General features: G+C 70.4%; 23 protein-coding genes. 14 read left to right on the top strand and 9 right to left on the bottom strand.

Annotated elements, in window-relative coordinates; translation table 11 throughout:
• Positions 1 to 80 precede the first annotated feature (80 nt).
• A complete protein-coding gene (locus AB8810_RS16780; protein WP_369914290.1) occupies positions 81 to 1358 on the bottom strand; it encodes a hypothetical protein in 1278 nt (425 codons plus the stop codon).
• A gap of 279 nt (positions 1359 to 1637) precedes the next feature.
• Positions 1638 to 1904, bottom strand: a complete 267-nt coding sequence (locus AB8810_RS16775; protein ID WP_179570838.1) for a DUF2798 domain-containing protein — start codon at positions 1902 to 1904, stop codon at positions 1638 to 1640.
• A 143-nt stretch (positions 1905 to 2047) separates the two neighbouring features.
• Between AB8810_RS16775 and AB8810_RS16770 the strand changes: the two genes are divergently transcribed.
• A complete protein-coding gene (locus AB8810_RS16770) occupies positions 2048 to 2974 on the top strand; it encodes a LysR family transcriptional regulator (RefSeq protein WP_369914289.1) in 927 nt (308 codons plus the stop codon).
• A gap of 27 nt (positions 2975 to 3001) precedes the next feature.
• Here the strand turns inward: AB8810_RS16770 and AB8810_RS16765 are convergent, their stop codons facing one another.
• Positions 3002 to 4270, bottom strand: a complete 1269-nt coding sequence (locus AB8810_RS16765) for a cation:proton antiporter (RefSeq protein WP_179570840.1) — start codon at positions 4268 to 4270, stop codon at positions 3002 to 3004.
• 244 nt (positions 4271 to 4514) lie between these two features.
• On the opposite strand from AB8810_RS16765, the gene AB8810_RS16760 reads away from it, so the two are divergent.
• A complete protein-coding gene (locus tag AB8810_RS16760) occupies positions 4515 to 5678 on the top strand; it encodes a dipeptidase (RefSeq protein WP_369914288.1) in 1164 nt (387 codons plus the stop codon).
• 95 nt (positions 5679 to 5773) lie between these two features.
• Here the strand turns inward: AB8810_RS16760 and AB8810_RS16755 are convergent, their stop codons facing one another.
• Together AB8810_RS16755 and AB8810_RS16750 are read right to left on the bottom strand one after the other, a co-directional pair.
• Complete coding sequence (locus AB8810_RS16755; RefSeq protein ID WP_343204365.1) at positions 5774 to 6730, bottom strand: DJ-1/PfpI family protein; 957 nt, start codon at positions 6728 to 6730, stop codon at positions 5774 to 5776.
• A 169-nt stretch (positions 6731 to 6899) separates the two neighbouring features.
• A complete protein-coding gene (locus AB8810_RS16750; RefSeq protein WP_369914287.1) occupies positions 6900 to 8036 on the bottom strand; it encodes a DJ-1/PfpI family protein in 1137 nt (378 codons plus the stop codon).
• 730 nt (positions 8037 to 8766) lie between these two features.
• Here AB8810_RS16750 and fusA point away from each other — a divergent pair.
• Positions 8767 to 10830, top strand: a complete 2064-nt coding sequence (gene fusA, locus AB8810_RS16745) for an elongation factor G (protein WP_369914286.1) — start codon at positions 8767 to 8769, stop codon at positions 10828 to 10830.
• Here fusA and AB8810_RS16740 read toward each other — a convergent pair.
• Positions 10806 to 10958 carry a hypothetical protein gene (locus AB8810_RS16740; protein WP_369914285.1) on the bottom strand — a complete coding sequence of 51 codons (153 nt, stop codon included), beginning with the start codon at positions 10956 to 10958 and terminating at the stop codon, positions 10806 to 10808. The two genes, fusA and AB8810_RS16740, sit on opposite strands and share 25 nt — an antisense overlap.
• Between AB8810_RS16740 and AB8810_RS16735 the strand changes: the two genes are divergently transcribed.
• Positions 10957 to 11430: a hypothetical protein gene (locus tag AB8810_RS16735; protein ID WP_179570845.1), complete on the top strand. Its 474-nt coding sequence runs from the start codon at positions 10957 to 10959 to the stop codon at positions 11428 to 11430. The two genes, AB8810_RS16740 and AB8810_RS16735, sit on opposite strands and share 2 nt — an antisense overlap.
• Positions 11431 to 11528: 98 nt before the next feature.
• Here the strand turns inward: AB8810_RS16735 and AB8810_RS16730 are convergent, their stop codons facing one another.
• Positions 11529 to 13121: an alpha-N-arabinofuranosidase gene (locus AB8810_RS16730; RefSeq protein ID WP_369914284.1), complete on the bottom strand. Its 1593-nt coding sequence runs from the start codon at positions 13119 to 13121 to the stop codon at positions 11529 to 11531.
• Positions 13122 to 13742: 621 nt separating this feature from the next.
• On the opposite strand from AB8810_RS16730, the gene AB8810_RS16725 reads away from it, so the two are divergent.
• Positions 13743 to 14795, top strand: coding sequence for an aldose epimerase family protein (locus AB8810_RS16725; RefSeq protein WP_369914282.1), 1053 nt, complete (start codon positions 13743 to 13745; stop codon positions 14793 to 14795).
• Between the two features lie 160 nt (positions 14796 to 14955).
• Here the strand turns inward: AB8810_RS16725 and AB8810_RS16720 are convergent, their stop codons facing one another.
• A complete protein-coding gene (locus AB8810_RS16720) occupies positions 14956 to 15750 on the bottom strand; it encodes an inner membrane protein YpjD (protein ID WP_179570847.1) in 795 nt (264 codons plus the stop codon).
• Positions 15751 to 16003: 253 nt separating this feature from the next.
• Here AB8810_RS16720 and ffh point away from each other — a divergent pair, with 253 nt between their 5' ends.
• The 7 genes from ffh (at position 16004) to rplS (ending at position 21798) form a co-directional block, all read left to right on the top strand.
• Positions 16004 to 17383, top strand: a complete 1380-nt coding sequence (gene ffh, locus AB8810_RS16715; protein WP_179570848.1) for a signal recognition particle protein — start codon at positions 16004 to 16006, stop codon at positions 17381 to 17383.
• Between the two features lie 230 nt (positions 17384 to 17613).
• Positions 17614 to 18684, top strand: a complete 1071-nt coding sequence (locus tag AB8810_RS16710) for an NAD(P)H-dependent flavin oxidoreductase (RefSeq protein WP_369914280.1) — start codon at positions 17614 to 17616, stop codon at positions 18682 to 18684.
• Positions 18681 to 19481: an aminotransferase class IV family protein gene (locus AB8810_RS16705; protein WP_369914279.1), complete on the top strand. Its 801-nt coding sequence runs from the start codon at positions 18681 to 18683 to the stop codon at positions 19479 to 19481. Before AB8810_RS16710 ends, AB8810_RS16705 begins: the two co-directional genes overlap by 4 nt.
• A gap of 96 nt (positions 19482 to 19577) precedes the next feature.
• Positions 19578 to 19838: a 30S ribosomal protein S16 gene (gene rpsP / locus AB8810_RS16700; RefSeq protein ID WP_179570851.1), complete on the top strand. Its 261-nt coding sequence runs from the start codon at positions 19578 to 19580 to the stop codon at positions 19836 to 19838.
• A 43-nt stretch (positions 19839 to 19881) separates the two neighbouring features.
• Positions 19882 to 20394, top strand: a complete 513-nt coding sequence (gene rimM / locus AB8810_RS16695) for a ribosome maturation factor RimM (protein ID WP_179570852.1) — start codon at positions 19882 to 19884, stop codon at positions 20392 to 20394.
• A 73-nt stretch (positions 20395 to 20467) separates the two neighbouring features.
• On the top strand, positions 20468 to 21250 hold the full coding sequence (trmD, locus tag AB8810_RS16690) for a tRNA (guanosine(37)-N1)-methyltransferase TrmD (protein ID WP_179570853.1): 783 nt from the start codon (positions 20468 to 20470) through the stop codon (positions 21248 to 21250).
• A gap of 131 nt (positions 21251 to 21381) precedes the next feature.
• Positions 21382 to 21798: a 50S ribosomal protein L19 gene (gene rplS / locus AB8810_RS16685; RefSeq protein WP_003470862.1), complete on the top strand. Its 417-nt coding sequence runs from the start codon at positions 21382 to 21384 to the stop codon at positions 21796 to 21798.
• 455 nt (positions 21799 to 22253) lie between these two features.
• Here the strand turns inward: rplS and AB8810_RS16680 are convergent, their stop codons facing one another.
• Positions 22254 to 23714, bottom strand: a complete 1461-nt coding sequence (locus AB8810_RS16680; protein ID WP_179570854.1) for an MATE family efflux transporter — start codon at positions 23712 to 23714, stop codon at positions 22254 to 22256.
• 254 nt (positions 23715 to 23968) lie between these two features.
• On the opposite strand from AB8810_RS16680, the gene AB8810_RS16675 reads away from it, so the two are divergent.
• Both AB8810_RS16675 and AB8810_RS16670 read left to right on the top strand, forming a co-directional pair.
• Entirely contained in the window at positions 23969 to 24253 is a 285-nt protein-coding gene (locus tag AB8810_RS16675; RefSeq protein WP_179570855.1) for a hypothetical protein, read from the top strand.
• Positions 24246 to 24653, top strand: coding sequence for an RNA-binding S4 domain-containing protein (locus AB8810_RS16670; protein ID WP_179570856.1), 408 nt, complete (start codon positions 24246 to 24248; stop codon positions 24651 to 24653). Before AB8810_RS16675 ends, AB8810_RS16670 begins: the two co-directional genes overlap by 8 nt.
• Positions 24654 to 25289 lie beyond the last annotated feature (636 nt).

Raw genomic sequence — 25289 nt, 5'->3', positions numbered from 1 at the left:
ATCGTGCGCGGTGACGCCTTGCACCCGCGCGGCGCCGGCGCCGCCGGCCATCGCCACGGTGCGTAGCGCGGGCAGCGGAACTACCTCCTGGAGGAGCCGTTGGTCGCGGCATTCGCCGCGGCCAAGGCGGCGTCGGCGGCCTCGTTGGCTTGGCGGATGGCAGCTGCCGCCACGGCCTCGGCTTCTGCGATGAGACGCTCGGCGATGCGCAGCGCCTCGTCCACCTGCTGCTGCGCCTGTTCGAGGTGTCGCTCGGCGTTCGCGCTTGCCTCGCGAACCGGCGGCGCAGCGGCTGCCGGGCTTGGCTGGGAGCGTCGCGACGGTGCCTTGGCGGCCGCGTCCACGGCGTCGGCGAGATCGGCGATCGTCAGGACGTCGCCAGTGAACTGCAACAGCACGCGGCGGTCCCCGTCTTGGGCCAGCCACTGCAGGCTGCTGCCGTCCTGGCCCAAGCGTCCTGGCTGCAGCGAAGCGTTGCCCAGCAACGCCTGCGCTGCCTGCAGCACGGACGCGACGCTGCGACGGAGACGATCGGGGTCGCCACCGAGGCCGGGAACCTGGCCTGCGATTTGTTGCGCGGCCAGCGACAGGCGCGGGAAGCCGATCGCGCGCCCCGTCGCCAGGTAGCTGTGGAGCGCGCGCGGCAGCTCGTCCACCGTGGGCGAGCCGTCGAACCTTGGCCCGCCAAGCGCATCGAACAACGCGGGCAACAGCGTGTCCAGCGCTTCGGTGGTGGCCTGTCGGCGTGCGGCGGCGCTGCGGCCATCGGCGGCGGACTGCAGGTAATAGCGGTAGTAGTCGCAGAATTCCAATGCAGACCGGGCCCGCGCCAGCGCGAAATCGGCGGCTTCGCGACGGCTGACGGCGCGCGCGGCCGGTTGTGGGTCCGCCGCCGCCAGGCGCCACACGGCCATGCGGTCGTCGAAGTCCAACCCCTGCAGCAACGGCGCCGTCGCCACCCCGAGTTCGGCCAGGAACGCATCGGCGGAAGCCAACTCGGCATTGGTCACCAGGTCGTGTGCGGCCAGCACGTCTCGCACCCGGCGCGCCAGCGCCTCGCTGTCGCCTAGGCTTTCGGCGTTATGGATCAGGGCGAGCTCATGGAGGGCCAACGTCAGCAGCTTGGCCGGCCCGACCTGCAGGCCGATCCGCGGCAGCCACAGCATGGAGGTGCCGTGCAAGCCTTGCTGCACGTCATCGAGCAGGCTGCGCTCGTCCGCGAAATCGTAACGTTGCGCGGACCCGCTCGCCCATTCGAACCACTGCGTGCCGCCATCGATGCGTGCCAGCGTCAGTTGCGCGGGTTCGGTGAGCGTGCGCGGGGATCGAAGCAAGCGGCCGGCAACGGACAAGGTCATCGCAAAAGCTCCTGTATGGGTCGTCGCCGAGCCGATGCTGCGGCGATATGGCCATGCGCAGCGTGCTGGACTGGCGCCGTCACCGCATCGGTCACCGCCTCAGCGTAGCAACGGCGTGCGGACCGTTATCGATGCGGCGGGCAGGATGTGGAGGAGTTTGCTTCGGAACTTAGATGCGCAGCACTTATTCGGGCGAGGCACGCCGTTCGGCTATCCGCTCTCCGCTCATGCCAGCGCGCGGGCGCGGGGCGTCTGGCCGCTAGGGCTGCCCGGGCATCGCTAGCGCGGCGGATGCACCGTCGCCGCCACCAGCCGCATCACCAGCGGCCGCACCACCAGGATGCAGCAGAACGCGGTCGGCATCGCCAGCCGGTACGCCCCGAGCACGCGCTGCAGATAGTCCTCGCCGAGCCCGGCATTGGCCGCGGTGATCACCAGGCACATCAGCATGGCCATGATCGTGGCCATGTAGAAGGCGAACACGAACGGGGTGGCGCGTACGCCCAGCTTCAGGCGGCGTGGCGCGGCGATGTCGAAATCCTGCATGGGCGATGCCTCGGTGGTCGTTGCGGGCCGGACGGCTCGGGAGGCGGCACGTTAGCAAGCCGATCGCAGCGCCAGTAGGCGAGGGCGGCTTGCGACTTTGTAAACTGCAACTTACGAATGCATCGCGTATACCGGTTTGCGTAGTGAATCTCCTTCAGTCCATCCGCAGTTTCATCCACACCGTCGAGGCCGGCAGCGTCGCCGGCGGCGCCAAGACCCTGGGTGTGAGCGCGGCGGCGGTGAGCCAGAACATCGCGCGGCTGGAGGCGCACCTGGGCGTGCGCCTGCTCAACCGCAGCACGCGCAGCCTGGCGCTGACCGAGCGCGGCGCGCTGTATCTGCAGCAGGTGCGGCGGGTGGAACGGGATCTGGAGCGCGCGCGGCAGTCGGTGGCCGATCCGCAGGCCGAGCCGGAAGGGCGGTTGCGCGTGGCCAGCACCGCCGCGTTCGGCCGGCATGTGCTGGCGCCGCTGCTGCCGGCGCTGGCGGCGCGGCATCCGCGCCTGGCGATCGAACTGTTGAGCGCCGATCACCGCGTGGACCATGCGCAGGAAGGCGTGGACGTCAGCATCCGCATCGAGCCGCAGTTGCAGGACGGCCTGGTCGCGCGCTGCATCGCCGCGGTGCCGTTCGTGTTCTGCGCGGCGCCGGAGTACCTGGCGCGTGCCGGCACGCCGACGACGCCGGAGCAACTGAAGGACCACGCCTGCCTGTTGCTGCGCTGGGCGGTGGACGGCCGCTACCTGCGCTGGGGCTTCGTCCGCGACGGGCTGCGCTTCGACGCCGAGGTGACGCCGGCGCTGGTCGGCGACGACATCGATGCGCTCGCCGGCATGGCCGCGGCCGGTGGCGGCATCACCCGGCTCGCGGCGTTCGTGGCGCAGCCGTACCTGCAGCGCGGCGCGTTGCGCGCCTTGTTTGAGTACGACGCGGCCGGTGCGGTCAACGCCGCGCCCGAACCGATGCGGCTGTACCTGTGCGTGGCCGACCGCCGCGACTTCACCCCGAAGGTGCGCGCCTTGCAGGAGCACCTCGTCGCCGGCCTGCCGCCGGCGTGGCGGGTGGCGTAGGCGTAGGCCCGCGCTGCGGGCGAGGCGTTACAGCCTGCCGCCCGCCACCGCCGGCGCCGCCTCGCGCGCGGCGGCGCGGCGCATCACCCAGTTGAACAGCGGTGTGGCCATCAGCGTGGACACGATCGCCATCAGCACCAGGATCGAGAACAGGCCCTGCTCGATGACCCCGGCCTGCAGGCCGATGTTGATGATGATCAGTTCCATCAGCCCGCGTGCGTTCATCAGCGCGCCGATCGCCATCGCGTCGCGGTTGTTCTCGCCACTGACGCGCGCCGCGGCCCAGCAGGCGATGCCCTTGCCCAGGAACGAGGCGAGCAGGATCGCCACGGCGGCGATCAGGATCTGCGGGTCCAGCAGCACGCTGAGCTGGGTCTTGAGCCCGGAGAAGGTGAAGAACATCGGCAGCAGGAACACCACCACGAACGGCTGCAGCTGTTCGCGCAGCTTCTCGGTCAGCGCGCCCTTGGGCAGGCAGGCGCCGAGCAGGAAACCGCCGAACACCGCGTGGATGCCGATCGCGTCCATCGCCCAGGCGCTCATGCAGAACAGCATCAGCACCACCGCCAGCACGCTGGCGCTGAGCGGCTGGTCGGGACGCACGTGATCGGCCAGGCGGCGCAGCCAATGGCGGCCGACCAGCATCATGAACAACGCGTAGCCCACGCCGCCGCCGATCGCCAGGTAGGCGCTGTTCCAGCTGCCGCCGAAACTGGCCAGCACGATCGCCAGGATGCACCAGGCCGCGGCGTCGTCCACCGCGCCGGCGGTGAGCGCCAGCGTGCCCAGCGAACTGCCGGTGAGGCCGCGCTCGTGGATGATGCGCGCCAGCATCGGGAACGCGGTGATGGCGATGGCCGCGCCCAGGAACAGCGAGGCTTCCAGGATCTTGGCCTTGGCCGAGAACAGGCCCGGGGTGTGCAGCAGCCACGGCACCAGCGCGAAGGCGAGCACGAACGGCACCGCGATGCCGGCCAGCGACACGCTCATCGCACTGCGGTAGCGGGCGCGGAAATGGTCGCCGCGGAAGTCGGTGCCGACCAGGAACATGTACAGGCCCACGCCGAACTGCGCGACCACGTACAGCATGTCCAGGGTCTGCTTGGGGAACAGCGCCTGCTGCACGTCCGGCAGCAGCCAGCCGAACAGCGACGGCCCCAGCGCCACGCCGGCGATCATCTCGCCCACCACCTGCGGCTGGCCCACGCGCTTGGCCAACAGGCCGACCAGCCGGCAGATCAGGAGGATCGCTGCCGCCTGCAGAAAGAAATAGACGGACATCTGCGGTGTGGTCATCGGCACGCATCCTTGATATGTCGGCGGATGATAGGAGCGCGGCGGGGAGAAAGCCACGCTTGCCCCCGCCCGCGCCGCGTGCCGGCCGGGGCGGCCGAGCGGCGTCGCGGGTGTCGCGGCGCGCGGCCAGCGGTACTTTCGGCACTGACCGCCGCGCGCCGGATGCAGTGCTATGCGGGGCGGCGCGCCCGGCCGGCAACGGCCACGGGCGGGGTATCACCTGATGACAGCGGGAGAGAAAGCGATGAGCGAAGCATGGACGCGGCGGCAATGGCTGGGCCTTTCCGGCAGCGCGCTGCTGGCGGGGCTGCTGCCCGGCACGGCGGCGGCGAGCGGCGCCGCGGCACGGCCCGCGAACGACACGGCCGGCAACGGCGCGGGCGCAACCGACGCGCAGGCGCTGTATCGCCGCGCCCTGGTGCTCGACGCCAACACCCTGGCCTCGATCGGCCGGCTGGCCGGCGACGGCGACAGCGCCGATCGCATACGCCAGTTGCGCGATTCCGGCGTGACCGCGCTGAAGACCACGCTGGGCGATGCCGACGGCGACTTCGAAGCGGCGGTGAAGGACATCGCCGCGGCGCAGGCGCTGGTCGAAACCTATCCGCAGCACTTCCTGAAAGTGCTGCAGCACGACGACCTGCAGCGGGCCAAGCGCGAGGGCCGGATCGCGCTGATCTTCTCCTTCGAATCGGCGGCGATGCTGGAGGACAAGCCCGAGCGTATCGATCTGTTCCGCCAGCTCGGCGTGCGCGTGATGCAGCTGTCCTACAACCGTGCCTCGCCGTTCGGCACCGGCTGCCTGGACGGCGATGCCGGCGGCGTCACCGCGCTCGGGCGCGAGGCGATCGCGCGCATGAACCGGCTCGGCGTGGCGCTGGACCTGAGCCATGCCAACGCGCAGACCACCCGCGACGGTATCGCGCTGTCGCAGCGTCCGCCGGTGTTCACCCATGCCGGCTGCAGCGCGGTGTTCGCGCATCCGCGCAACAAGCTCGACCGCGACATGCGCGCGCTCGCCGACAAGGGCGGGGTGATGGGCATCTACATGCTGCCGTTCCTGACCGAGGACAGCCGCCAGCCGCAGCTGGCCGATTATCTGCGGCACATGCGGCATGCGCTGGACGTGTGCGGCGAGGACCACGTCGGCATCGGCACCGATTCGATGTTCTTCCCGGTCACCGAGCAGGACATCCGCGAGATGGACACGCTGATGCAGCAGCGCCGCCACGACGGCGTCGGCGCGCCCGGCGAGAACCGCACCCCGTACCTGCCCGACGTCAACAGCGTGCGCAAGCTCGAACGCGTCGCCGATGGCCTGCTGCGCCACGGCTACAGCGCACGGGTGACCGAGAAGGTGCTGGGGCTGAACTTCGACCGGGTGTTCGGCGAGATCTGGGCGGCCTGAGGCGCGCCGGTAGGCATAGGCATATGCCGTCTTTCAGGCTTTCGTGCTTGCTCTGATCGTTCCTCAAGCGGGCCGCTTTCGCTCCGCTTCGATGCCTAGGGATGGGTTGAGAAGCGCGAGCGATGCGTGCCTGGATTGGTGCCGAACTGGCGTCGAAACGCGCGGCGCAGCTGCTGTTCGTCGCCATAGCCCACTTGCAAGGCGATGCTCTTCAGGGGCAGCCCGGTTTCCTCCAGCGCGCGGCATGCCGCCTCGAGCCGCATCAACTCGACCGTCTTGGCGGGCGTGCGCCCCACCTTGGCAGCATAGATGCGTGCGAAGGTTCGCGGCGCCATGTTTGCACGCTCCGCGAGCTGCGGGACCGACAGGTCCGCGCCCAGATTCGCCGCCATCCACGCGTGCAGCTCGACGAAGGCACGATCCCGCGCCTGCGCCGCCAACGGCACGCTGAACTGCGATTGCCCGCCGGCGCGCTTCATGAAGACCACCAGCTGTCTGGCGGCGTCGATCGCGACGCGCGGCCCATAGTCCTGCTCTATCAGCGCCAAGGCGAGATCGATTCCCGCACTCACCCCGGCCGAGGTCCACAGATTGCCGTCGCGGATGAAGATGCTGTCCGGATCGACCTCCAGTTCCGGATGCCGGCGCTTCAATTTATCGAGCCAGGCCCAGTGCGTCGCCACGCGCCGTCCATCGAGCTGGCCGGCGGCTGCCAGAAGGAACGCGCCCGTACAGACGGAGCAGAGCCTGCGCACCGATCCGGCGCGCGCGGCGATGAAATCACGCAAGGCGGGCGTGACCTCGAACTCCTCGCCCGCACAGCCGCCCGGCGCGATCAGCGTATCGATCGCGACGTTCGCCAGCGCGCAGACCGGGACGGTGACCACGGGCAAGCCCGACCCGGTGACAATCGGGCCGCCCTGTGCCGATGCCACGATCGTGTCATACCTCGCCGGCGCGCCCGGTCCCGCGCCCCGGTTGGCCGTGGTCAGCGCCTGCAACGGACCGGCGAGGTCGAGCAGGTTCATCCCGTCGTAGGCGAGAAGCACCACGCGCAGCGGTCCGTGCGGCTGTCCCACGCGACCGATGCCGATCGGCTTTCCATCTAGGACAGCTGGAGCGCTCCGCGCTGGCAAAGACGTCATGGGCTATTGTCCGATCGCGGCATGTGGCCACCATGTGCCCTGGACCCGATAACGCCGAGTGAGGGGAGCGCGCATGTCACCGTGCCGCCTTCAGGTCGCCCCACGGATATTCCATGGCAAGCGCGGACAGACGTGCGGTGCCGCTGCCGTAACGCTCGGCGATCAGATCGAAAGCGGCAGGAAGCGCCGTGCCGGCAGGGGCGGCCGCGGCCAATGCGATGCGCACGTCCGCAGTCGGGGACGCAGCCGCCTGGGTCAGCACGCGCAGGCCGCCGCGCAGCCGTACCGGACCGGCCGTGTCGGAGACAATCCGGACTTCGTTGCGCATCGTGCGCGACCATGCTTCGGCGTGCAGCGACAACGCCACCTCGTCGTCGCCGTCCCGCACCTCCAGCGCCACCACGTCTTCGCGCTCGACGCGCATGTTGGCGCGGTGCGTGGCCTGGTCCGTCGGGAGAACCTTGAACATGTCGCTGTCGTGCGCGGCTTCCCATGACGCAACGCCCAGGCGCTCGGCGGTCGCGCGTGCCGCTTGCGTCCCGGCGATCGTCTCGACCAGTGCGAGGCTGATCGGCAGCGCGGCAGAGACCCCTGCGCTCGAGGCGACATCGCCGTCGGCCACATAGCGCAGGTTCGTCAGCCAGGTGACCTGCCGGTAGTGCTTGCGACGCTCGCGCAGCGAGGCCCAGTGGCCCGTGGCGCGGCGACCGTCGAGTGCGCCGATCTCCGCCAGCAGCTCGACGCCGTCGCAAATCGACACCAGCGCTGCGCCGTGCGCGCGTTGTGCCCGCAACCAGGCCGTTTCCTCGGCATGCTTGTCCGCCGTCGCCGGGACGATCACGTAGTCGGCCCCATCGGGGTAGGCCTTGTCGAACGCGGAGACGGTCATGTCGGGCAACAGCGTGAGCGGGCCGGCCTTCAACGGACGGTCGGTCATGTTCAGGGCGATCACGGTTGCCGCACCGGATTGCGCCAGGACGCCGTATGGCACGACGAAGTCCGACAGCACGGCCTTGTCCTGGGCGACCACGACCACCACCGGGAGCGCGTCCGGATGCTTGCGGACGTGGACGATCGGCAAGCCCGTAACCCGCGTGTTCTCCGGCTGCGCTGTCGCCGCAGAACCGGCGGCGGCAATCGATCCAAAGACAGCGAAGAGGCCGGCGACGGCGCAAAGGGCGATGCGGGAGCGGAGACGGGGATGTGGCGACATGGTGAAATCCGATGTGGTTGGGGTCCCACTCTCTCGGGATTCACGCTTGGCTTAAAGGTCGATCTTCCATCATTTTCTGCCAGGAAGGGAAGCGAGGGGTTCCGGAAGCTCTTTCCCGTCCAGCGTCGTCGATGCCGGCTGCAGCGCGGTATTCGCGCATCCGCGCAACAAGCCCGCTCGCGACATGCGCGCGTTGGCCGACAAGGGTGGGCGATGGCATCGACGTGCTGCCGTTCCTGACCGAGCACAGCTGCCAGTCGCAGCTGGCTCACATCAGCCGCCTGGACACGCGTCGCGACAACACCGGCGAGCGGCCCGGTCGCGTCGTTGCACGCGCCGCGCCGGACTGTTCCAGCAGCGTGGCGCCGAAGGCATTGACCCGCCTGCGGCGCAGGTCCAGACTTGCGCCCTCGTCCACGTATCGCCCGCCCTCCCATGTCGCACGCACCGCTGCTGATATTGCCGACCGACGCCCTGCGCATCAGCGCGGGCCGGGTGCGCCTGCCTGACGGGATGGAACGAGCCGAGCCGTAGCGCTCCGCCGCCGCCGATCCGCCGCAGACAAGCACCCGATGGGTGCTTTTTTATTGCCTTTTTTCCAGCTGTCCCACTTTCCGAAACGCGAAGGAGAACGTGCCATGCACTACGCCGCCGAACCCGAAACCTAGCCGCATGCCCACGCGCCAACCGGGGCATGCGGCCTCCCCGTGTTGGCACTGGACTCCATTCTATGAACACCCAAACCCTTTCCCGCTGGCGCAACCTCGGCATCATCGCCCACATCGACGCCGGCAAGACCACCCTCACCGAACGCCTGTTGTGGGCCACTGGCGCGATCCATCGCGTCGGCGAAGTCCACGACGGCGCCGCCACCACCGACTTCTCCGACATCGAACGCGCCCGCGGCATCACCATCGGCGCGGCCGCGGTGCAGGCGCAGTGGGCGCCGCGCGGGCAGCCGGCGCATCGGCTCACCCTGATCGACACTCCCGGGCACATCGATTTCGCGATCGAGGTGGAACGCTCGCTGCGCGTGCTCGACGGCGCGGTCGCGGTGTTCTCCGCGGTCGACGGCGTGCAGCCGCAATCGGAAACCGTGTGGCGCCAGGCGCGCCGGCACGGCGTGCCGCTGGTCGCGTTCGTCAACAAGATGGACCGCGCCGGCGCCTCGTTCGAGGGCGTGCTGGCGCAGCTGCGCAGCAAGCTCGACGCCACGGTGTGGGCGGTCGGCGTGCCGCTGCCGGGCGATTCCGGCTTCGACGGCTGGGTCGACCTGGTCGGCCGCCGCGTGCTGGCGTGGGACGGCGACGGACGCATGGCCGCGCGTGCATGGAACACGGACGATGCCGCTGCGTTCGCCGAGGCGCGCGAACGGCTGGTCGCCGCGGTGGCCGAGCACGACGACGCGCTGGCGCAGGCCTATCTGGAAGAACGTGCGATCGACGACGACGCGCTGCGCGCCGCGCTGCGCCGCGCCACCCTGGCCGGCGCCGGCGTGCCGGTGCTGGCCGGCTCGGCATTCAAGAGCAAGGGCATCGAGCCGTTGCTGGACGCGATCGTCGACTGGCTGCCGTCGCCGCTGGACCGCCCGCCGGTGCCGGCGACGCGCGACGCGGACGACGTCGGCGGCACGGACATGGCGCACGTCGCGCAGCTGGCGCCGGATCCGTCCGGCCCGTTGGCGGCGCTGGTGTTCAAGGTCGCGCATACCGCACAGGGGCCGCTGGCGTTCGTGCGCGTCTATGCGGGCACCTTGCGCGTCGGCGACATGGTGTGGACGTCGCAGGCGCGGCGTCTGCGCCGGGTCGGGCGGCTGGCGGTGGTGCAGGCGCAGCGCACCCATGACGTGGCGCAGGCCTGCGCCGGCGAGATCGTGGCCATCCTCGGCTGGAAGGAGGCGGCCAGCGGCGAGACGCTCAGCGGCGGCGACGCGCGCTGGGTGCTGGAGAGCATCCGCACGCAGCCGCCGGTGCTGGCGTGGCGGCTGGGCGCGGCCAATGCCGCGGAGCTGGTGCGGATGGGGCAGGGACTGGCGCGGCTGGCGCAGGAAGATCCCTCGTTCCGCGTCGACAGCGATGCCGAGACCGGCGAAACCCTGGTCTGGGGCATGGGCGAGCTGCACCTGGAGGTGATGGTGGAGCGCCTGCGCAGCGAGTGGCAGGTGGACGTGCGTACCGGTGCGCCGCGCGTGGCCTACCAGGAAACGCTGCGCGCCGCGGCGCTGGGCGTGGTCGGGCGGCTGTCCAAGCAGAACGGCGGCCACGGCCAGTTCGCGCAGGTGGTGCTGGACCTGGTGCCGCGCACTGACGGCGCGGTGGTCTTCGCCGACCGCAGCCGCGGCGGCGTGGTGCCGAAGGCGTTCGTCGCCGCGACCGAGAAGGGCGTGCGCGCGGCGCTGGCGCAGGGTCCGCGCGGCTACCCGGTGGTCGGCGTGGAGGTGGTGCTGGTCGATGGCCAGGCGCATGCGGTGGATTCGTCGGACCTGGCGTTCCAGCGTGCGGCGTCGGACGCGGTGAAGGCGGCGCTGGCGCAGGCCGGCACGCTGCTGCTGGAGCCGGTGATGGCCTTGGCGATCGACACCCCGGCCGCCAGCGTCGGCGACGTGCTCGGCGATCTGCAGCGGCGCGAGGGACGCGTCGTGGCGATCGCCGAGCGCGGCACCCGCGCCGACGTGGTCGCGCAGGCGCCGCTGGCGCAACTGCAGGCCTACACCACCGCGTTGCGCTCGCTGACCCAGGGGCGCGCGTCGGCGAGCATGACGTTCGACGGCTACGCGGCGGTCAGCGCGGCGTAGCCCGCCGCCTGCGAGAGGCGCTGCACGAGGTCGAGGAGCCGGTTCGCCGGCTCCTCTTTTTTGCCCGGCGCTTGCGCACACGCCGCGATCCGGGCTTCATAGGCGCCCCCGATACCGGAGCCGCGCATGCGTCGACTCGTTGCCATCCTTGCCTTTTTGCCTGCGCTCGCCGCGGCGCAGGCGCCGCCGTGCGCGACGCCGCTGCAGGTGGCCGAACGGCTGTACCAGGCGCGCGATTTCTATTGGCGGCCGCAGAACCTGGACGGGCTGCTGACGCCGTCCTTCGCCCATGCGGTCAAGGACGAACTCGCCTGCGCCGAGCGCGAGGGCATCTGCCGCCTGGACTACGACCCGTGGACCAACGCGCAGGACGGCGACATTGAGGGCACTCCGCGCTTTACACTGGTGTCCGGCGGCTCCCTGGCGACGGTGCTGGAAGTGCGGGTGGACTATCGGCTGGCCATCGATGCGACGCGCAAGCAGCCTGGCAGCGTGAAGATCGAATTGCAGCGCCGCGGCAACGGCTGCTGGGCGGTCAGCGACCTGATCTCGCCGGACGGCGACTCGCTGTTCGCGCGGCTGTCCGACACCCCGGAATAGGCGCCGCGCATAAAAAAACCACGCCGACCTGCGCCGGCGTGGTTCGGACGACCTGCCCGCGCCCTGCAGCGGGAGGGTAGGCGCGAAGGCGTCCGCGACTATTGCAGCTTCAGCATCACGATCGCCTTGGCCGGCAGCGCCACCTTCAGCGTGCCGCCCTGCAGGCTGGCGCCGCCGAAGGCCGCCGGCTTCACCGCCTGCGGCTGTTCGAAGGTGTTAAGCGCAGTGATCTTCGGCGCGGTGAGGATCTGCCCGCTGACGCCGCTGGCCTGTACGCCGTCCACGCTCACCGCCACCTCCGCGGCGCGGTTCGGGTCCAGGTTGGTCAGCGCCACGTAGACGTGGCCGTCCTTCGCCTTGACCGCCGAACCGTGCACCGACGGCACCGTGTACTCGCCGTGCTTGTAGTCCGGCGCCTTGATCTGCAGCGGCAGCGCGGTCGCGTCCTGGTACGGCTTGTACATCGCGAACACGTGGTAGGTCGGGGTCAGCAGCATCTTGTCGCCGTCGGTGAGGATCATCGCCTGCAGCACGTTGATCATCTGCGCGATGTTGGCCATGCGCACGCGGTCGGCGTGCTGGACGAAGATGTCCAGGTTGAGCGAGGCTACCAGCGCGTCGCGCAGCGTGTTCTGCTGGCGCAGGAAGCCCGGGTTGACGTTGGGCAGGCCGCTGTACCAGGTGCCCCATTCGTCCACCACCAGCGCGACCTTCTTGCCCGGGTCGTACTTGTCCATGATCGCGCTGTGCTTGCTGATCAGCTCGTCCATCAGCAGCGTGCGCGACAGCGTCTCGATCCACGCGGTCTCGTCGAACTCGGTGGACGAGGCGCGCGGCGGCCAGCCGCCGGGGATGGTGTAGTAGTGCATGCTCAGCCCGTCCATGTACTTGGTGGCCTCGCGCATCATCACTTCGGTCCAGTGGTAGTCGGCATCGCTGGGGCCGGGCGCGATCTTCATGATCTTCTGGTCGGCCGGCGCCTTGACGAAGGTCTGGTAGCGGCGGTACACGTCGGCGGCGTATTCCACGCGCATGTTGCCGCCGCAGCCCCACAGCTCGTTGCCGACGCCGAAGTACGGCACCTTCCACGGCGCGTTGCGGCCGTTGCCGCGGCGCTGGTTGGCCAGCGTGGACTTGGTCGGCGCGGTCATGTACTCGACCCATTGCGCCATCTCGTCCGGCGCGGCGTCGCCGACGTTGCCGGCCACGTAGGCCTGGGTGCCGAGCAGCTCGGTGAAGTCCATGAACTCGTGGGTGCCGAAGCTGTTCGGTTCCTCGACGCCGCCCCAGTGCGTGTTGATGCTGGTCGGGCGCTTGGCGCGCGGGCCGATGCCGTCGCGCCAGTGGTATTCGTCGGCGAAGCAGCCGCCGGGCCAGCGGATGTTGGGCACCTCCAGCGCCTTCAGCGCCGCGACCACGTCGTTGCGGTAGCCGCGGGTGTTGGGGATCTTCGAGTCCGGCCCGACCCACACGCCGCCGTAGATGCCGTTGCCCAGGTGTTCGGCGAACTGGCCGAACAGGTTGCGCGAGACCTGCGCGCCCGGCTGGTCGGCGTGCAGCGTGCCGCGCACCGCGACGTCGGCGGCCTGCGCCAGGCCGGCGCCGACTGTCAGCGCGGCCACCGCGGCGGCCAGCGGCAGGCGTCGCCGCCAGCGTCGCGCGGCGTTCTTCAGTGAGCGGGTCGAGAGCATCGTGGGTCTCCTAGGTGGATGGTGCGGCGGTGCCGTGCACGGACGCCGCGTCGGTGATGAGGGGCGGCGCCGGCCGCACGCGGCGCATGCACGGGATCGGTGCTGCACGGGGCCGCTGCGGCGCACAGCGGCAGTCGCGGATGGCAGGGCGCGGCGTGGTGGCGGTATCGGTGCAGATCGCAGTCCTTGTGATCGGTGAGGGTGCGGCGCTGCGGCAGGCCCCGGCCGCGGTTCGAGCATAGGCAGGCCGGCGCGTTGCGACCAATGACGTAAATCCTCGCTGCTATAGCCGATTCGCATCGCTGGCGCGGCTGTCCGCTGACGTGGTCGCCGCGCCGTCCCGTTGCGCTCCCCGATGCGCGCATCGAGGATAGGCGAGCGACAGATAGCCGACCAATGATTTAAATCGGCGTATCGATATGGGGATTGCAATGATGCGATGCCGCAGATCGTGCATGGAGTGCGCCTCGCACCCATCTCGCCGTGGCGCGTGATCGCAGTCGCAAGCACGCGGCGTGGTGCATCGATGCACCAACCTGCGCGGCGATGGCTTGCGAGCGGCCGCGCTGGTTATGCTGCGCGGCACGCGTGGACTCCGCACGCGCCTACAAAGGACCCCGCATGTCATCGATCTTCGGCCAGCTTCCCGACGGTACCGCCATCCAACGCTTGCTCCTGGACAGCGGCGCCGGCTTGCGCGCGGAAGTGCTGACCTATGGCGGCCTGCTGCGCGGCTTGAGCCTGGAGACTGCGCGCGGCCGCACCGAACTGGTCCTCGGGCTGCCGACGCTGGACGCGTACCTGCACGACCCGGCCTATCTCGGTGTGCTGGTCGGCCGCTTCGGCAACCGCATCGCCGGGTCGGCGTTCAGCGTGGACGGGCAGCGCTACGCGGTCACCGCCAACGAAGGCGCCAATCATCTGCATGGCGGCGCGTGCGGATTCGGGCGCCGGGTGTGGTCGGTGCAGGCGCAGTCCGAGCGCAGCCTGCAGTTGCGCTACGACTCGCCGGCCGGCGAGGAAGGCTATCCGGGCAACGTGCGGGTCAGCGCCGAGTTCAGCGTGCACGGGCGCACCCTGGAACTGCAGTTCGCTGCGCAGACCGATGCGCCGACCCCGCTCAATCTCACCCATCATCCGTACTTCAACCTGGCCGGCGATGCCGGCGTGGCGGCCGCCGCGCAGTGGTTGCGCGTGCCGGCCGACCGCTACCTGCCGGTGGCCGACGCGGCGTTGCTGCCGACCGGCGAGGTCGCCGCGGTGGCCGGCACGCCGTTCGACTTCCGCCACCCGCGCGCGATCGCCGACAAGGACGGCGCGGCCGATCCGCAGTTGCGCCTGAGCGGCGGCTACGACCATTGCCTGGTGCTGGCCGAGCCGCGCGACTGCAGCGCCATCCTGTATTCGCCGCACAGCGGCGTGGCCATGCGCATCGCCAGCGCGATGCCGGCGCTGCAACTGTACGAAGGGCACTGGCTGGACCGCCAGCATCCGGGCCTGGGCCGCGGCGTGTGCCTGGAGCCGCAGGGCTATCCGGATGCGCCGAACCAGCCGGGCTTCCCCGACACCATCCTGCGTCCCGGCCAGGTCTACCGGCACCGCATCGAATACCGCTTCGCCGAGGTCGGCGCGCATGCCGATTGGACCGCGGTGGAGGCGGCATTGGCCGATTGAGGTGTGATGCAGAGCCGCCGGCAGGCAGCGCGCTTCCTGTAGGAGCGGCTTCAGCCGCGACAGAACGTTTCCGTAACCGACATTTCCTCGGCGCCGGCGTCGCGGCTGAAGCCGCTCCTACAGGGGAGGCATTGCATCCCCCAATGCCGACACGCAGCCGCTACTGCGGATGCCCGAGCACCAGTTCGATGACGAACTTGCTGCCGAAGAACGCCAGCAGCAGCAACAGCATCGCCGCCAGGGTCCAGTGCACCGCCTTGATCCCGCGCCAGCCGTAGCGCCAGCGGCCGAACAGCAACGCGCCGAACACGATCCACGACAGCACGCTGAGCACGGTCTTCTGCACCAGCCGCTGCGCCAGAAAATCCTGCACGAACAGCACCCCGGTCAACAGGGTCAGGGTCAGCAGGATGAAGCCGACCACGATGGTGCGAAACAGCAGCGTCTCCAGCGCGGTCAGCGGCGGCAGCGCGCGCAGCCACGGATGGAAGTCGCGACGGCGCAGCGCGCGCTCCTGCAGCCACAGCATCACCGCCAGCAGCGCGGCGATGCCCAGCGTGGCGTAGGCCAGCAGCGCCATCCATGCATGCAGCTGCAGCCGCCAGTCCAGGACCGGCGCCGGCTCGTGGCCGTGCGAGTGGTAGGCCAGCAGCAGCGCCGCCGACAGCGGGAACACCACCACGCCCAGCGCCGCCATGCGCCCGCTGGCGCCGACCAGTGCGGTCATCAGCGCCATGCCCAGGCTGACCAGCGACAGCGCGGCGAAGAAGTGCATGTCCGGCCCGCCGGCGGTGTGCAGCGCCACCTGCACGTGGTAGCCCGCATGCAGCGCCACCGCCGGCAGCGCCGCCCACAGCCAGCCGCGGCTGCGCTCGACCCGGTCGCGCACCACCGAGCCGACCAGCAGGCCGGTAGCGGTCAGGTACAGCAGGGTCGCGACGAGGATCAGGAGCATCGCGCCAGTTTCGCATATCGGGCCTGCGCTCGTGGCGGCGGCCCGGTCGATCGGACGCACCCGCTCGCGCCGCGCCCACGGCAGCGCGCCATGCGCGACGGCATCGGCGGCGCCGCGAGGAAGCCGGTAGGCGGCGGCGCCAGGGCGGGGGCGGCCTGCCGATGCCGCTACGGGCCCGAGCCGGGGCCGGCTCCGGGATCGCCGGCCGGCGCGGCTATAATCGACGACCGTTTCCCGTCTGCGACCCGCCCGCATGTTCGAATCCCTCACCCAACGCCTCTCCGGCACCATGCAGCGCCTGCGCGGCCGCGGCCGCCTGACCGAGGAGAACATCCGCGAAGCCACCCGCGAAGTGCGCATCGCGCTGCTCGAGGCCGACGTCGCGCTGCCGGTGGTGCAGGCGCTGATCGAGCGCATCAAGGTGCGCGCGGTCGGCCAGGAAGTGCTCAAGAGCCTGACCCCGGGCCAGGCGCTGATCAAGGTCGTGCGCGACGAGCTGACCACGGTGATGGGCTCGGCCGCCAGCGACCTCAACCTCAACGTGCCGGCGCCGGCGATCGTGCTGATGGCCGGCCTGCAGGGCGCGGGCAAGACCACCACGGTCGGCAAGCTGGCCAAGCACCTGAAGGAAAAGCGCAAGAAGAAGGTGATGGTGGTCTCCGCCGACGTCTACCGTCCGGCGGCGATCGAGCAGCTCAAGACCCTGGCCGAGCAGGTCGGGGTGCTGTTCTTCCCGTCCGAGGCCTCGCAGCAGCCGGTGGACATCGTCCGCGCCGCGATCGCCGACGCGCGCAAGTCCTTCGTCGACGTGCTGCTGGTCGACACCGCCGGCCGCCTCGCCATCGACGCGGCGATGATGACCGAGATCAAGGCGCTGCACGCCGCGATCAACCCGGCCGAAACCCTGTTCGTGGTCGATGCGATGACCGGCCAGGACGCGGCCAACACCGCCAAGGCGTTCAGCGAGGCGCTGCCGCTGACCGGCGTGGTGCTGACCAAGACCGACGGCGATGCCCGCGGCGGCGCCGCGCTGAGCGTGCGCTACATCACCGGCAAGCCGATCAAGTTCATCGGCGTGGGCGAGAAGCCCGACGGCCTGGACGTGTTCCATCCCGACCGCCTGGCCAGCCGCATCCTGGACATGGGCGACGTGCTGTCGCTGGTCGAGCAGGTCGAGCACCAGGTCGACAAGGACAAGGCGCAGAAGCTCGCCGAGAAGGTCGCCAAGGGCAAGAAGTTCGACCTCAACGACATGCGCGACCAGCTCGAGCAGATGCAGAACATGGGCGGCATTTCCGGGCTGATGGACAAGCTGCCGGGCATGGGCCAGATCCCCGAGCACCTCAAGCAGCAGGTCGCCGGCAACAAGGACGTGCCGCGGATGATCGCGATCATCGGCTCGATGACCAAGAAGGAGCGGCGCAATCCGACCCTGCTCAACGGCTCGCGCCGTGCCCGCATCGCGCGCGGTTCCGGCACCCAGCCGGCCGACGTCAACAAGCTGATGAAGCAGTTCCAGCAAATGGAAAAGATGATGTCGAAGATGGCCGGCGGCGGCATGAAGGGCCTGATGCGCGGCATGAAGGGCATGATGGGCGGCATGGGCGGACGCGGCGGCCTGCCGTTCCGCTGAGCCGCGGCACTAAAGCCCCTCTCCCACCGGGAGAGGGGTTGGGGTGAGGGTCGGGGCGAAGCCACCTCGCAATGCATGCAGAAGCTAAGGGTGCAGCCCCTGGTCATTCATGCGTGTGCAGCCTTCGCCCCGCGCATCCCGTGCCTACCGCACCCCGCAGCCGCTACACGGAAACTGGCGATATCATCCGCTGCGCTATCCGCCAGCCGCCACCGCGGCATCGACCCGCCATGAACGATTCGCTGCAACACCGCGTGACCGCGTTCTGCTCACGCTTCGGCTTGCGCACGCCGATCCTGCTGGCGCCGATGGCCGGGGCCTGCCCGGTGCCGCTGTCGGTGGCGGTCGCGCAGGCCGGCGGCATGGGCGCGATGGGTGCGGTGCTGTCCTCGGTCGCGGACATCGGCGCCTGGATGGACGCGTTTCGGCGCGACAGCGACGGGCCGGCGCAGGTCAACCTGTGGGTGCCGGATCCGCCGCCGCTGCGCGACGCCGCCGCCGAGGCGGCCACGCGCGCGTTCCTCGCGCAGTGGGGGCCGCCGGTCGAGGCTGCCGCCGGCGATGCCGGGCCAGCCGATTTCGACGCGCAGTGCGCCGCGCTGCTGGACGCGCGGCCAGCGGTGGCGTCCTCGATCATGGGCCTGTTCCCGCCCGCCTTCGTCGCGCAGCTGAAGCAGGCCGGCATCGCCTGGTTCGCCTGTGCCACCACGCTGGACGAGGCGCTGGCGGCGCAGGCCGCCGGCGCCGATGCGGTGGTCGCGCAGGGCGCGGAGGCCGGCGGCCACCGCGGCGCGTTCGATGCGGCGCGCGCCGAGCAGCAACTGACCGGCCTGTTCGCGTTGCTGCCGCGGCTGGCCGATCGGCTGGACGTGCCGGTGATCGCCGCCGGCGGCATCGCCGATGGCCGCGGCATCGCTGCGGCGCTGACCCTGGGGGCCAGCGCGGTACAGATCGGCACCGCCTTCCTGCGCACCCCGGAGGCGGCGCTGGCGCCAGCCTGGGCCGAGGCGCTGGCACGCGCCGAGCCGGAACAGACCGTGCCGACCCGCGCCTTTTCCGGCCGCCTCGGCCGCGCGCTGGCCACCGACTACGTGCGCGCCGCCGCCGAGCCGACGGCGCCGCCGCCGCGGCCCTACCCGGTGCAGCGCGGGCTGACCGCGCCGATGCGCCAGGCCGCGGTGCGCGAAGGCCGCCTGGCGGCGATGCAGGCCTGGGCCGGGCAGTCGGCGTGGATGGCGCCGGCGCTGCCGGCGGCGACGCTGCTCGACAGCTGGTGGGACCAGGTGCAGGCGCTGCTGTGAGCGCGAGGCTGTTCTGCAACGGACGGCCGGCGAGCGCGGAGGCATTGGCCGCGCCGGCGCTGGTCAACTACGGCCACTTCAGCACGATGCAGGTCCGCGACGGCGCGGTGCGCGGCTTCGACCTGCATCTGCGGCGGCTCGATGAGGCCACCCGCACGCTGTTCGGCAGCGAACTGCCGGCCGCCCGGATCCGCGCCGAGCTGCGCGCGGCGCTGCAGGCATTCGGCAGCGGCGATGCGTCGCTGCGCGCCAGCGTGTTCGCCCGCGACTTCGATTTCCGCCGCGCCCATGCGGCCTGCACGCCGGAACTGCTGGTCTCGCTGGCGGCGCCCGCGCAGGCGGATGCCACGCCGTTGCGGCTGCGCAGCGCGGTGTTCGCGCGCGAACTGCCGCAGATCAAGCACGCCGGCACGTTCGCCTTGTTCCACCAACGCCGGCTGGCGCTGCAGGCCGGCTTCGACGATGCGCTGTTCGTCGATGCGCAAGGGCTGGTCGTCGAGGGGTCGATCTGGAACCTGGGTGCGTGGGACGGGCAGGGCGTGGTGTGGCCGCAGGCGCCGGCCCTGCGCGGCACCCAGGAGCGGCTGCTGCAGGCCGGCCTGGCCAAGCTCGGCATCGCCCAGCAGGTGCGGCCGCTGCACCTGCGCGAACTGGCCGGGTGTGCCGCCGCCTTCGCCTGCAATGCGCGCGGCCAGCAGGCCATCGCCGCGGTGGACGGGCAGGCGCTGGGGCCGGCCGCGGAGCTGTTGCGGATACTGAACGCCGCCGTCGAGACCCAGGCCTGGCAAGCCATCTGACCGGTCTGGGGGCGACTTGGCAGCGTTCCGCCCGCCCGCTATAATCGCCGGCTTACCGCGCCATCCTGGCGACTGGGCAACACCGGAAAACTCACCATGGTCAAGATTCGCCTTACCCGTGGCGGCGCCAAGAAGCGCCCCTTCTACCACATCATCGTCACCGACGTGCGCAGCGCGCGCGACGGCCGCAACATCGAGCGCCTGGGCTATTACAACCCGGTCGCGCAGGGCGCCGAGCCGCGTATCGTGCTCGACCTGCCGCGCGTTGACCATTGGGTGTCCAATGGCGCGCAGCTGACCGACAAGGTGCGCAACCTGTACAAGGAAGCGACCAAGGCCCAGGCCACCGCGGCCTGATCCTGCGGGCCGCGCCTGGCGCGGCCCTTCGGTTTTTGCACCCATGAAAGACAGCCAGCGCCGTATCCTGCTGGGCAGGATCCTGGGCGCCTTCGGCGTACGTGGCGAGGCCAAGCTCGAGTCGTGGACCGAGCCGCGCCTCGCCATTTTTCGCTACCAGCCCTGGATCGTGCGCAAGCCCGACGGCAGCGAGAGCACCCTCAGCGGGGTGCGCGGCCGCGAATCCAGCAAGCATCTGGTGGTCACCTTGCCCGACGTCACCGATCGCGATGCGGTCGAGGCGCTGCGCGGCACCGAGATCTACGTGGCGCGCGACACCCTGCCGCCGCCCAAGCCCGACGAATACTACTGGGTGGACCTGGAAGGCCTGGACGTGCGCACCGTCGACGGCGTGGCCCTGGGCCAGGTCTCGCACCTGTTCTCCAACGGCGCCAACGACGTGCTGGTGGTGCGCGGCGACCGCGAGCGGCTGCTGCCGTTCGTGCAGCCGGACTACGTCAAGTCGGTGGATTTCGAGGCCAACCTGATCGTGGTCGACTGGGACCCCGAGTTCTGAGCGAGGCGGCCATGCGGCCGCTTTCGCTCTTGCTGTTCCCATTCCCCATTCTCGACTCCCCATTCCCGGCCTCATGCGCATCGACGTCATCAGCCTGTTCCCCGAGTTCGTCGCCCAGTGCGCCGCGTTCGGCGTGGTGGGGCGTGCGCAGGAGCGCGCGCTGCTGGCGCTGCACGGCTGGAATCCGCGCGACTACGCCACCGGCGGCTACCGCAAGGTGGACGACCGCCCGTTCGGCGGCGGCCCGGGCATGGTGATGATGATCGAGCCGCTGCAGGCCTGCCTGCAGGCGGTGCGCGAGGCCGACCCGCAACCGGCGCCGGTCATCTACCTGAGCCCGCAGGGCGCGCCGCTGACCCAGGCCAAGGCCCGCCAGCTGGCGGCCTTGCCGCGGTTGGTGCTGCTGTGCGGACGCTACGAGGGGGTGGACGAGCGCTTCGTCGCCGCCGCGGTGGACGAGGAGATCTCGATCGGCGACTACGTGCTGTCCGGCGGCGAACTGGCCGCGGCGGTGCTGGTCGATGCGGTCACCCGGTTGCAGGAGGGCGCGCTGAACGATGCCGAGTCCGCCGCCCAGGACAGCTTCGAAGGCCCGGACGGCCTGCTCGACTGCCCGCACTACACCCATCCGCGCGAGCACGCGCTGGGCGAGGTGCCGGCCATCCTGCGCTCCGGCAACCATGCCGCGATCGCGCGCTGGCGGCGCATGCAGGCGCTGGGCCGGACCTGGCTGCGGCGCCCGGACCTGCTGGACGAGGCGGCGCTGAGCGCGGCCGACCGCCGCCTGCTGGAAGAATTCCGCCAGGGCCTGCAGGCCGATCCGGCCCCCGTGCAGGAAAATCCATCCAAGCCCTAGCCATGGCGGCACGACTGGGTTAAAATGCCCGGCTTTCCGGCCTAGCCATCTGCGCTTGGCCCATCCGTATATCGCGCAATCGCCGTGCGGCGACTGCCGGACCACCTCACCAGACACAAGCGGTGCCCACCATGAGCAAGCTCAACAAGACCATCCTGGCCGACTTCGAAGCCGCCCAGATCCAGCGCAAGCTGCCGGAGTTCAACCAGGGCGACACCATCGTCGTCAACGTCAAGGTGAAGGAAGGCAACCGCGAGCGCGTTCAGGCCTACGAAGGCGTGGTGATCGGCACCAAGAACGCCGGCCTGAACTCCTCGTTCACCGTGCGCAAGATCTCCCACGGCTTCGGCGTGGAGCGCGTGTTCCAGAGCCACAGCGCGATCATCGACTCGGTCGAAGTGAAGCGCCGCGGCAAGGTCCGCGCCGGCAAGCTGTACTACCTGCGTGGCCTGGAAGGCAAGGCCGCCCGCATCAAGGAAGATCTGGCCGCCGCTGCACAGGCCAAGGTCGCGCGTCAGGCCGCTGCGGCCGCCGCCAAGGCCGAGTAATCCCCCGGCGACTTCGGTCGCTGCCGCGACGGCCGCCTTCGGGCGGCCGTTTGCGTTTGGGCGGCGGTGTGGCCGCGATGGCGCGTGGCTGCGCCGCTGCGCTCGATATGTCGGGCTTGCGCTCGGCATGACGCGGGCAGGGGATTTCCGGTCGGGGGGCGAAGGCTCCTGCCGCAGCGCACCCAGCAGGCCAGCCGCAAATCCTGTAGGAGCGGTTTCAACCGCGACCGAGCGAAGCCGCGGACCATTCGCGTGGCCAACGCGTCGGCGGCTTCAGCCCCGACGGCGTTCTCTCGATGTCGCTTCGGCCGAGGCGGAGTGAGCGCGCTTCCCGGAGCCGTCGAGGGTGGTATGTGGGAGCGACTTCAGTCGCGACTGAACTTCCCGGGAAATCCCGTCGCCATCGAGGCCGCTCCCACAGGCGATCGCCTCGATCGAAACGCGGGCGCGCACGCTCAGCGCGCCGGCTCCTGCACGATCGACACGTCCGCGACCGCAGCCGGCGGCGCCGCCGGTACTTCCGCCGGATGCGCCATTTCCTCGGGGCGCGGCTGGCTCAGCATCTGCGCCTTGCGCCAGTTGCCCCAGCGGTAATAGGCCAGCGATAAGGCCATCGCGCAGATCGAACTGGTCGGGAAGCTCCACCACACCGCATCGGCGCCGAACTGCGGCTGCAGCAACTGCGCGAACGGCACGCGGATGCCCCACAGCGCCAGCGCCAGGATCAGCAGCGGCGGCATCACCGCGCCGGTGGCACGGACCACGCCGGAGATCACGAAGGTCACGCCGAAGAACAGGAACGACCACACCGCGATGTGGTTGAGGTGGCGCGCGATCTCCAGCGCCGCGCTGTGCGGCGGCAGGAACAGCGCCAGGGTCCAGCGGTCGAGCAGGATCAGCGGCGCGATCAGCGCGCCGGTCAGCAGGAAGTTGAACAGCACGCCCTGCCGCGCGGTCGCCGCGACCCGGTCCCAGCGCTGCGCGCCGACGTTCTGCGCGGCCATCGACGAACAGGCCGCGCCGATCGCCATCGCCGGCATCTGCACGTAGGTCCACAGCTGCATCGCCGCACCGTAGGCGGCCGAGGTATCGGTGCCGTAGCCGTTGACCATCGAGATCATCACGATCATCGCCAGCGAGATCAGCACCATCTGCAGGCCCATCGGCACGCCCTTGACCACCAGCGCGCGCAGGATCGTCGGGTCGATGCGGAACAGCCGCGCGTCCTGCCGGCCCAGCCACAGCACATGGCGCTTGTGCCGCAGGTACAGCAGCAGGCCGCCCAGGGCGATGGCCTGGGCGATCAGCGTGGCCCAGGCCGCGCCGGCGATGCCCAGCTTCGGGAACGGCCCCAGCCCGAACAGCAGCAGCGGATTGAAGCCGATATCCAGCGCCACCGACAGCAGCAGGAAGCGGAACGGGGTGCGCGAGTCGCCGGTGCCGCGCAGCGCCGCCGACAGGAACGCGAACGCGTATAGCAGCGGCATCGCCAGGAAGATCACCCGCAGGTAGGCCTCGGCCAGCGGCAGCGAGGCGGCCGGGGTGCCCATCGCCGCGAGCAGGTGCCGCGCCAGCCACCAGCCGCCGGCCGCGATCAGCACCGAGATGCCGATGAAGAACGTGGCGCTGGTGCCCATCACCCGCCGCGCCTGGACCACGTCGCCGCGGCCCATCGCCTGGCCGATCAGGATGGTGGCGGCCATGCCGATGCCGAACACCGAGCCGATCAGGAAGAACATGATGCTGTTGGCGTTGGCCGCCGCGGTCAGCGCCGCCTCGCCGAGGTAGCGGCCCACCCAGATCGCGTTGACCGACCCGTTCAGCGACTGCGCGATGTTGCCGGCCAGGATCGGCAGCGCGAACAGCAGCAACTGCCGGCCGATCGGGCCTTCGGTGAGGGTGGCGGGCTTGGCCATCGCTTGCCTGCAGGGACGGGAGCGGGGAGCCGCGCACACTAGCACCTGCGCGCGACCCCGGGGAGGCGACGCATGGCAGATGTGGCGCGGCGGCGAACGTCCTAGACTGAAGGCGTCGATGCTGAAGCGGCGATCGCCGCCCGCCGATGGTGCGCCGGCCCGTCGGCGGTGCAGGCGCACGCGGCCGGGCCTTTCGGTGCAGTTTCAGGCCTGGGCGCAGGCTGTCGGCGCAGCACTCACCGGAGGAACTTGCAATGCCGCGATCGCGCCGCAATCTGCAGTGGATCGGATGCAGCGCGCTGGCGCTGGCACTGGCCGCTTGTGCCGACAACGCGCGACGGGACGATGCCGACCTGCGACCGGGCGAGCGCCCGGAATGCCTGGTCGGCGAGGACGCCAGCGCGCTCCCGCGCCGCGCCGACGGCCTGGCCGCCAGCCAGCGCCAGCAGCGCTGCCATCCGCAGGAGTCGCTGCAGTGGTCCGGCGAGCGACGCGACGATCGACCGATGAACGTGGATTTCCGTAAACGCGATGAATGAACCGCTAGCGCAACCGAGTGTGGTCCGGCTGGATGTCTGGCTGTGGGCTGCACGCTTCTTCAAGACCCGCAGCGTGGCCAAGCAGGCGGTGGAGACCGGCAAGGTCGACGTGGCCGGGCAGCGGCCGAAATCCTCGCGCGCGGTGCGCGTGGGCGAGCAGTTGCGCGTGGAGCGCGGCGAGGAGGTGTTCGAGATCCAGGTGCTGGCGCTCAGCGACGACCGCGGCCCGGCCAGCGTCGCGCAGACGCTGTACCAGGAGAGCGAGGCCTCGCGCGAGCGGCGCGCGCAGCAACGCGCGCAACGCAGCGCCGAACGCAACGGCTACCAGGCCCCCGAGGGCAAGCCGGACAAGCGCGCGCGACGGTTGATCCGCGCGCTGGGCGATCTGGACGCGCTGTAGGGGCTTTGACGGGGACGGCCGTTTCCGAAGACGCGACGACGCGGGCCAACGTGCGCTGGGCAGATGCGCCGCGCTCCGCTCGATGCCCGCGGCCCCTCGCTCGCTTTCGCCGGCTGGGGTGCTTTTCCACGCATCGTGCAGTCGGGACTGAAGTCCCTCCCACAGTGCAGGCGCCCCACAAATCCCCCTGTAGGAGCGGCTTTAGCCGCGACGAACGAAGCGGGGGACCGATCGGTGTCGGAAAGTGTCGGGGCTGAAGCCCCTCCTACAGTGCACCCAGCCAGCACGCCGCGGAGTTCCTGCAGGAGCGGCTTCAGCCGCGACAAACAACGTGGTGAACCTGATTGGTCAGGCAGGGCGGGGCAGATGGCCCAAGGCCACTCGAAGTCTCACATCAGCGCAACAGCCAACGTGCCGCGAGTCCCTGTGGGAGCGACTTCAGTCGCGACGAACGAAGCGGTGACCTGTCGGTGTCGGGTAGCGTGGGATTGAGGGCCCGAGTCACTTTCAACGACCAACTTGCATCAGCCTTGGCGTCGCGATGCCTATGTCATGACGCTCACGCAAACGCCCCGGCAAGCCGGGGCGTTTTTTATATGCCGCGCAGTGCAGCAACTGCGTCCGCCGACCCGCTCC

Source organism: Xanthomonas sp. NCPPB 3005 (assembly GCF_041228095.2).
Classification (GTDB): domain Bacteria; phylum Pseudomonadota; class Gammaproteobacteria; order Xanthomonadales; family Xanthomonadaceae; genus Xanthomonas_A; species Xanthomonas_A bonasiae.
The sequence above is the reverse complement of the archived record's forward strand: the minus strand, read 5'-3'. Positions and strand labels throughout refer to the sequence as shown.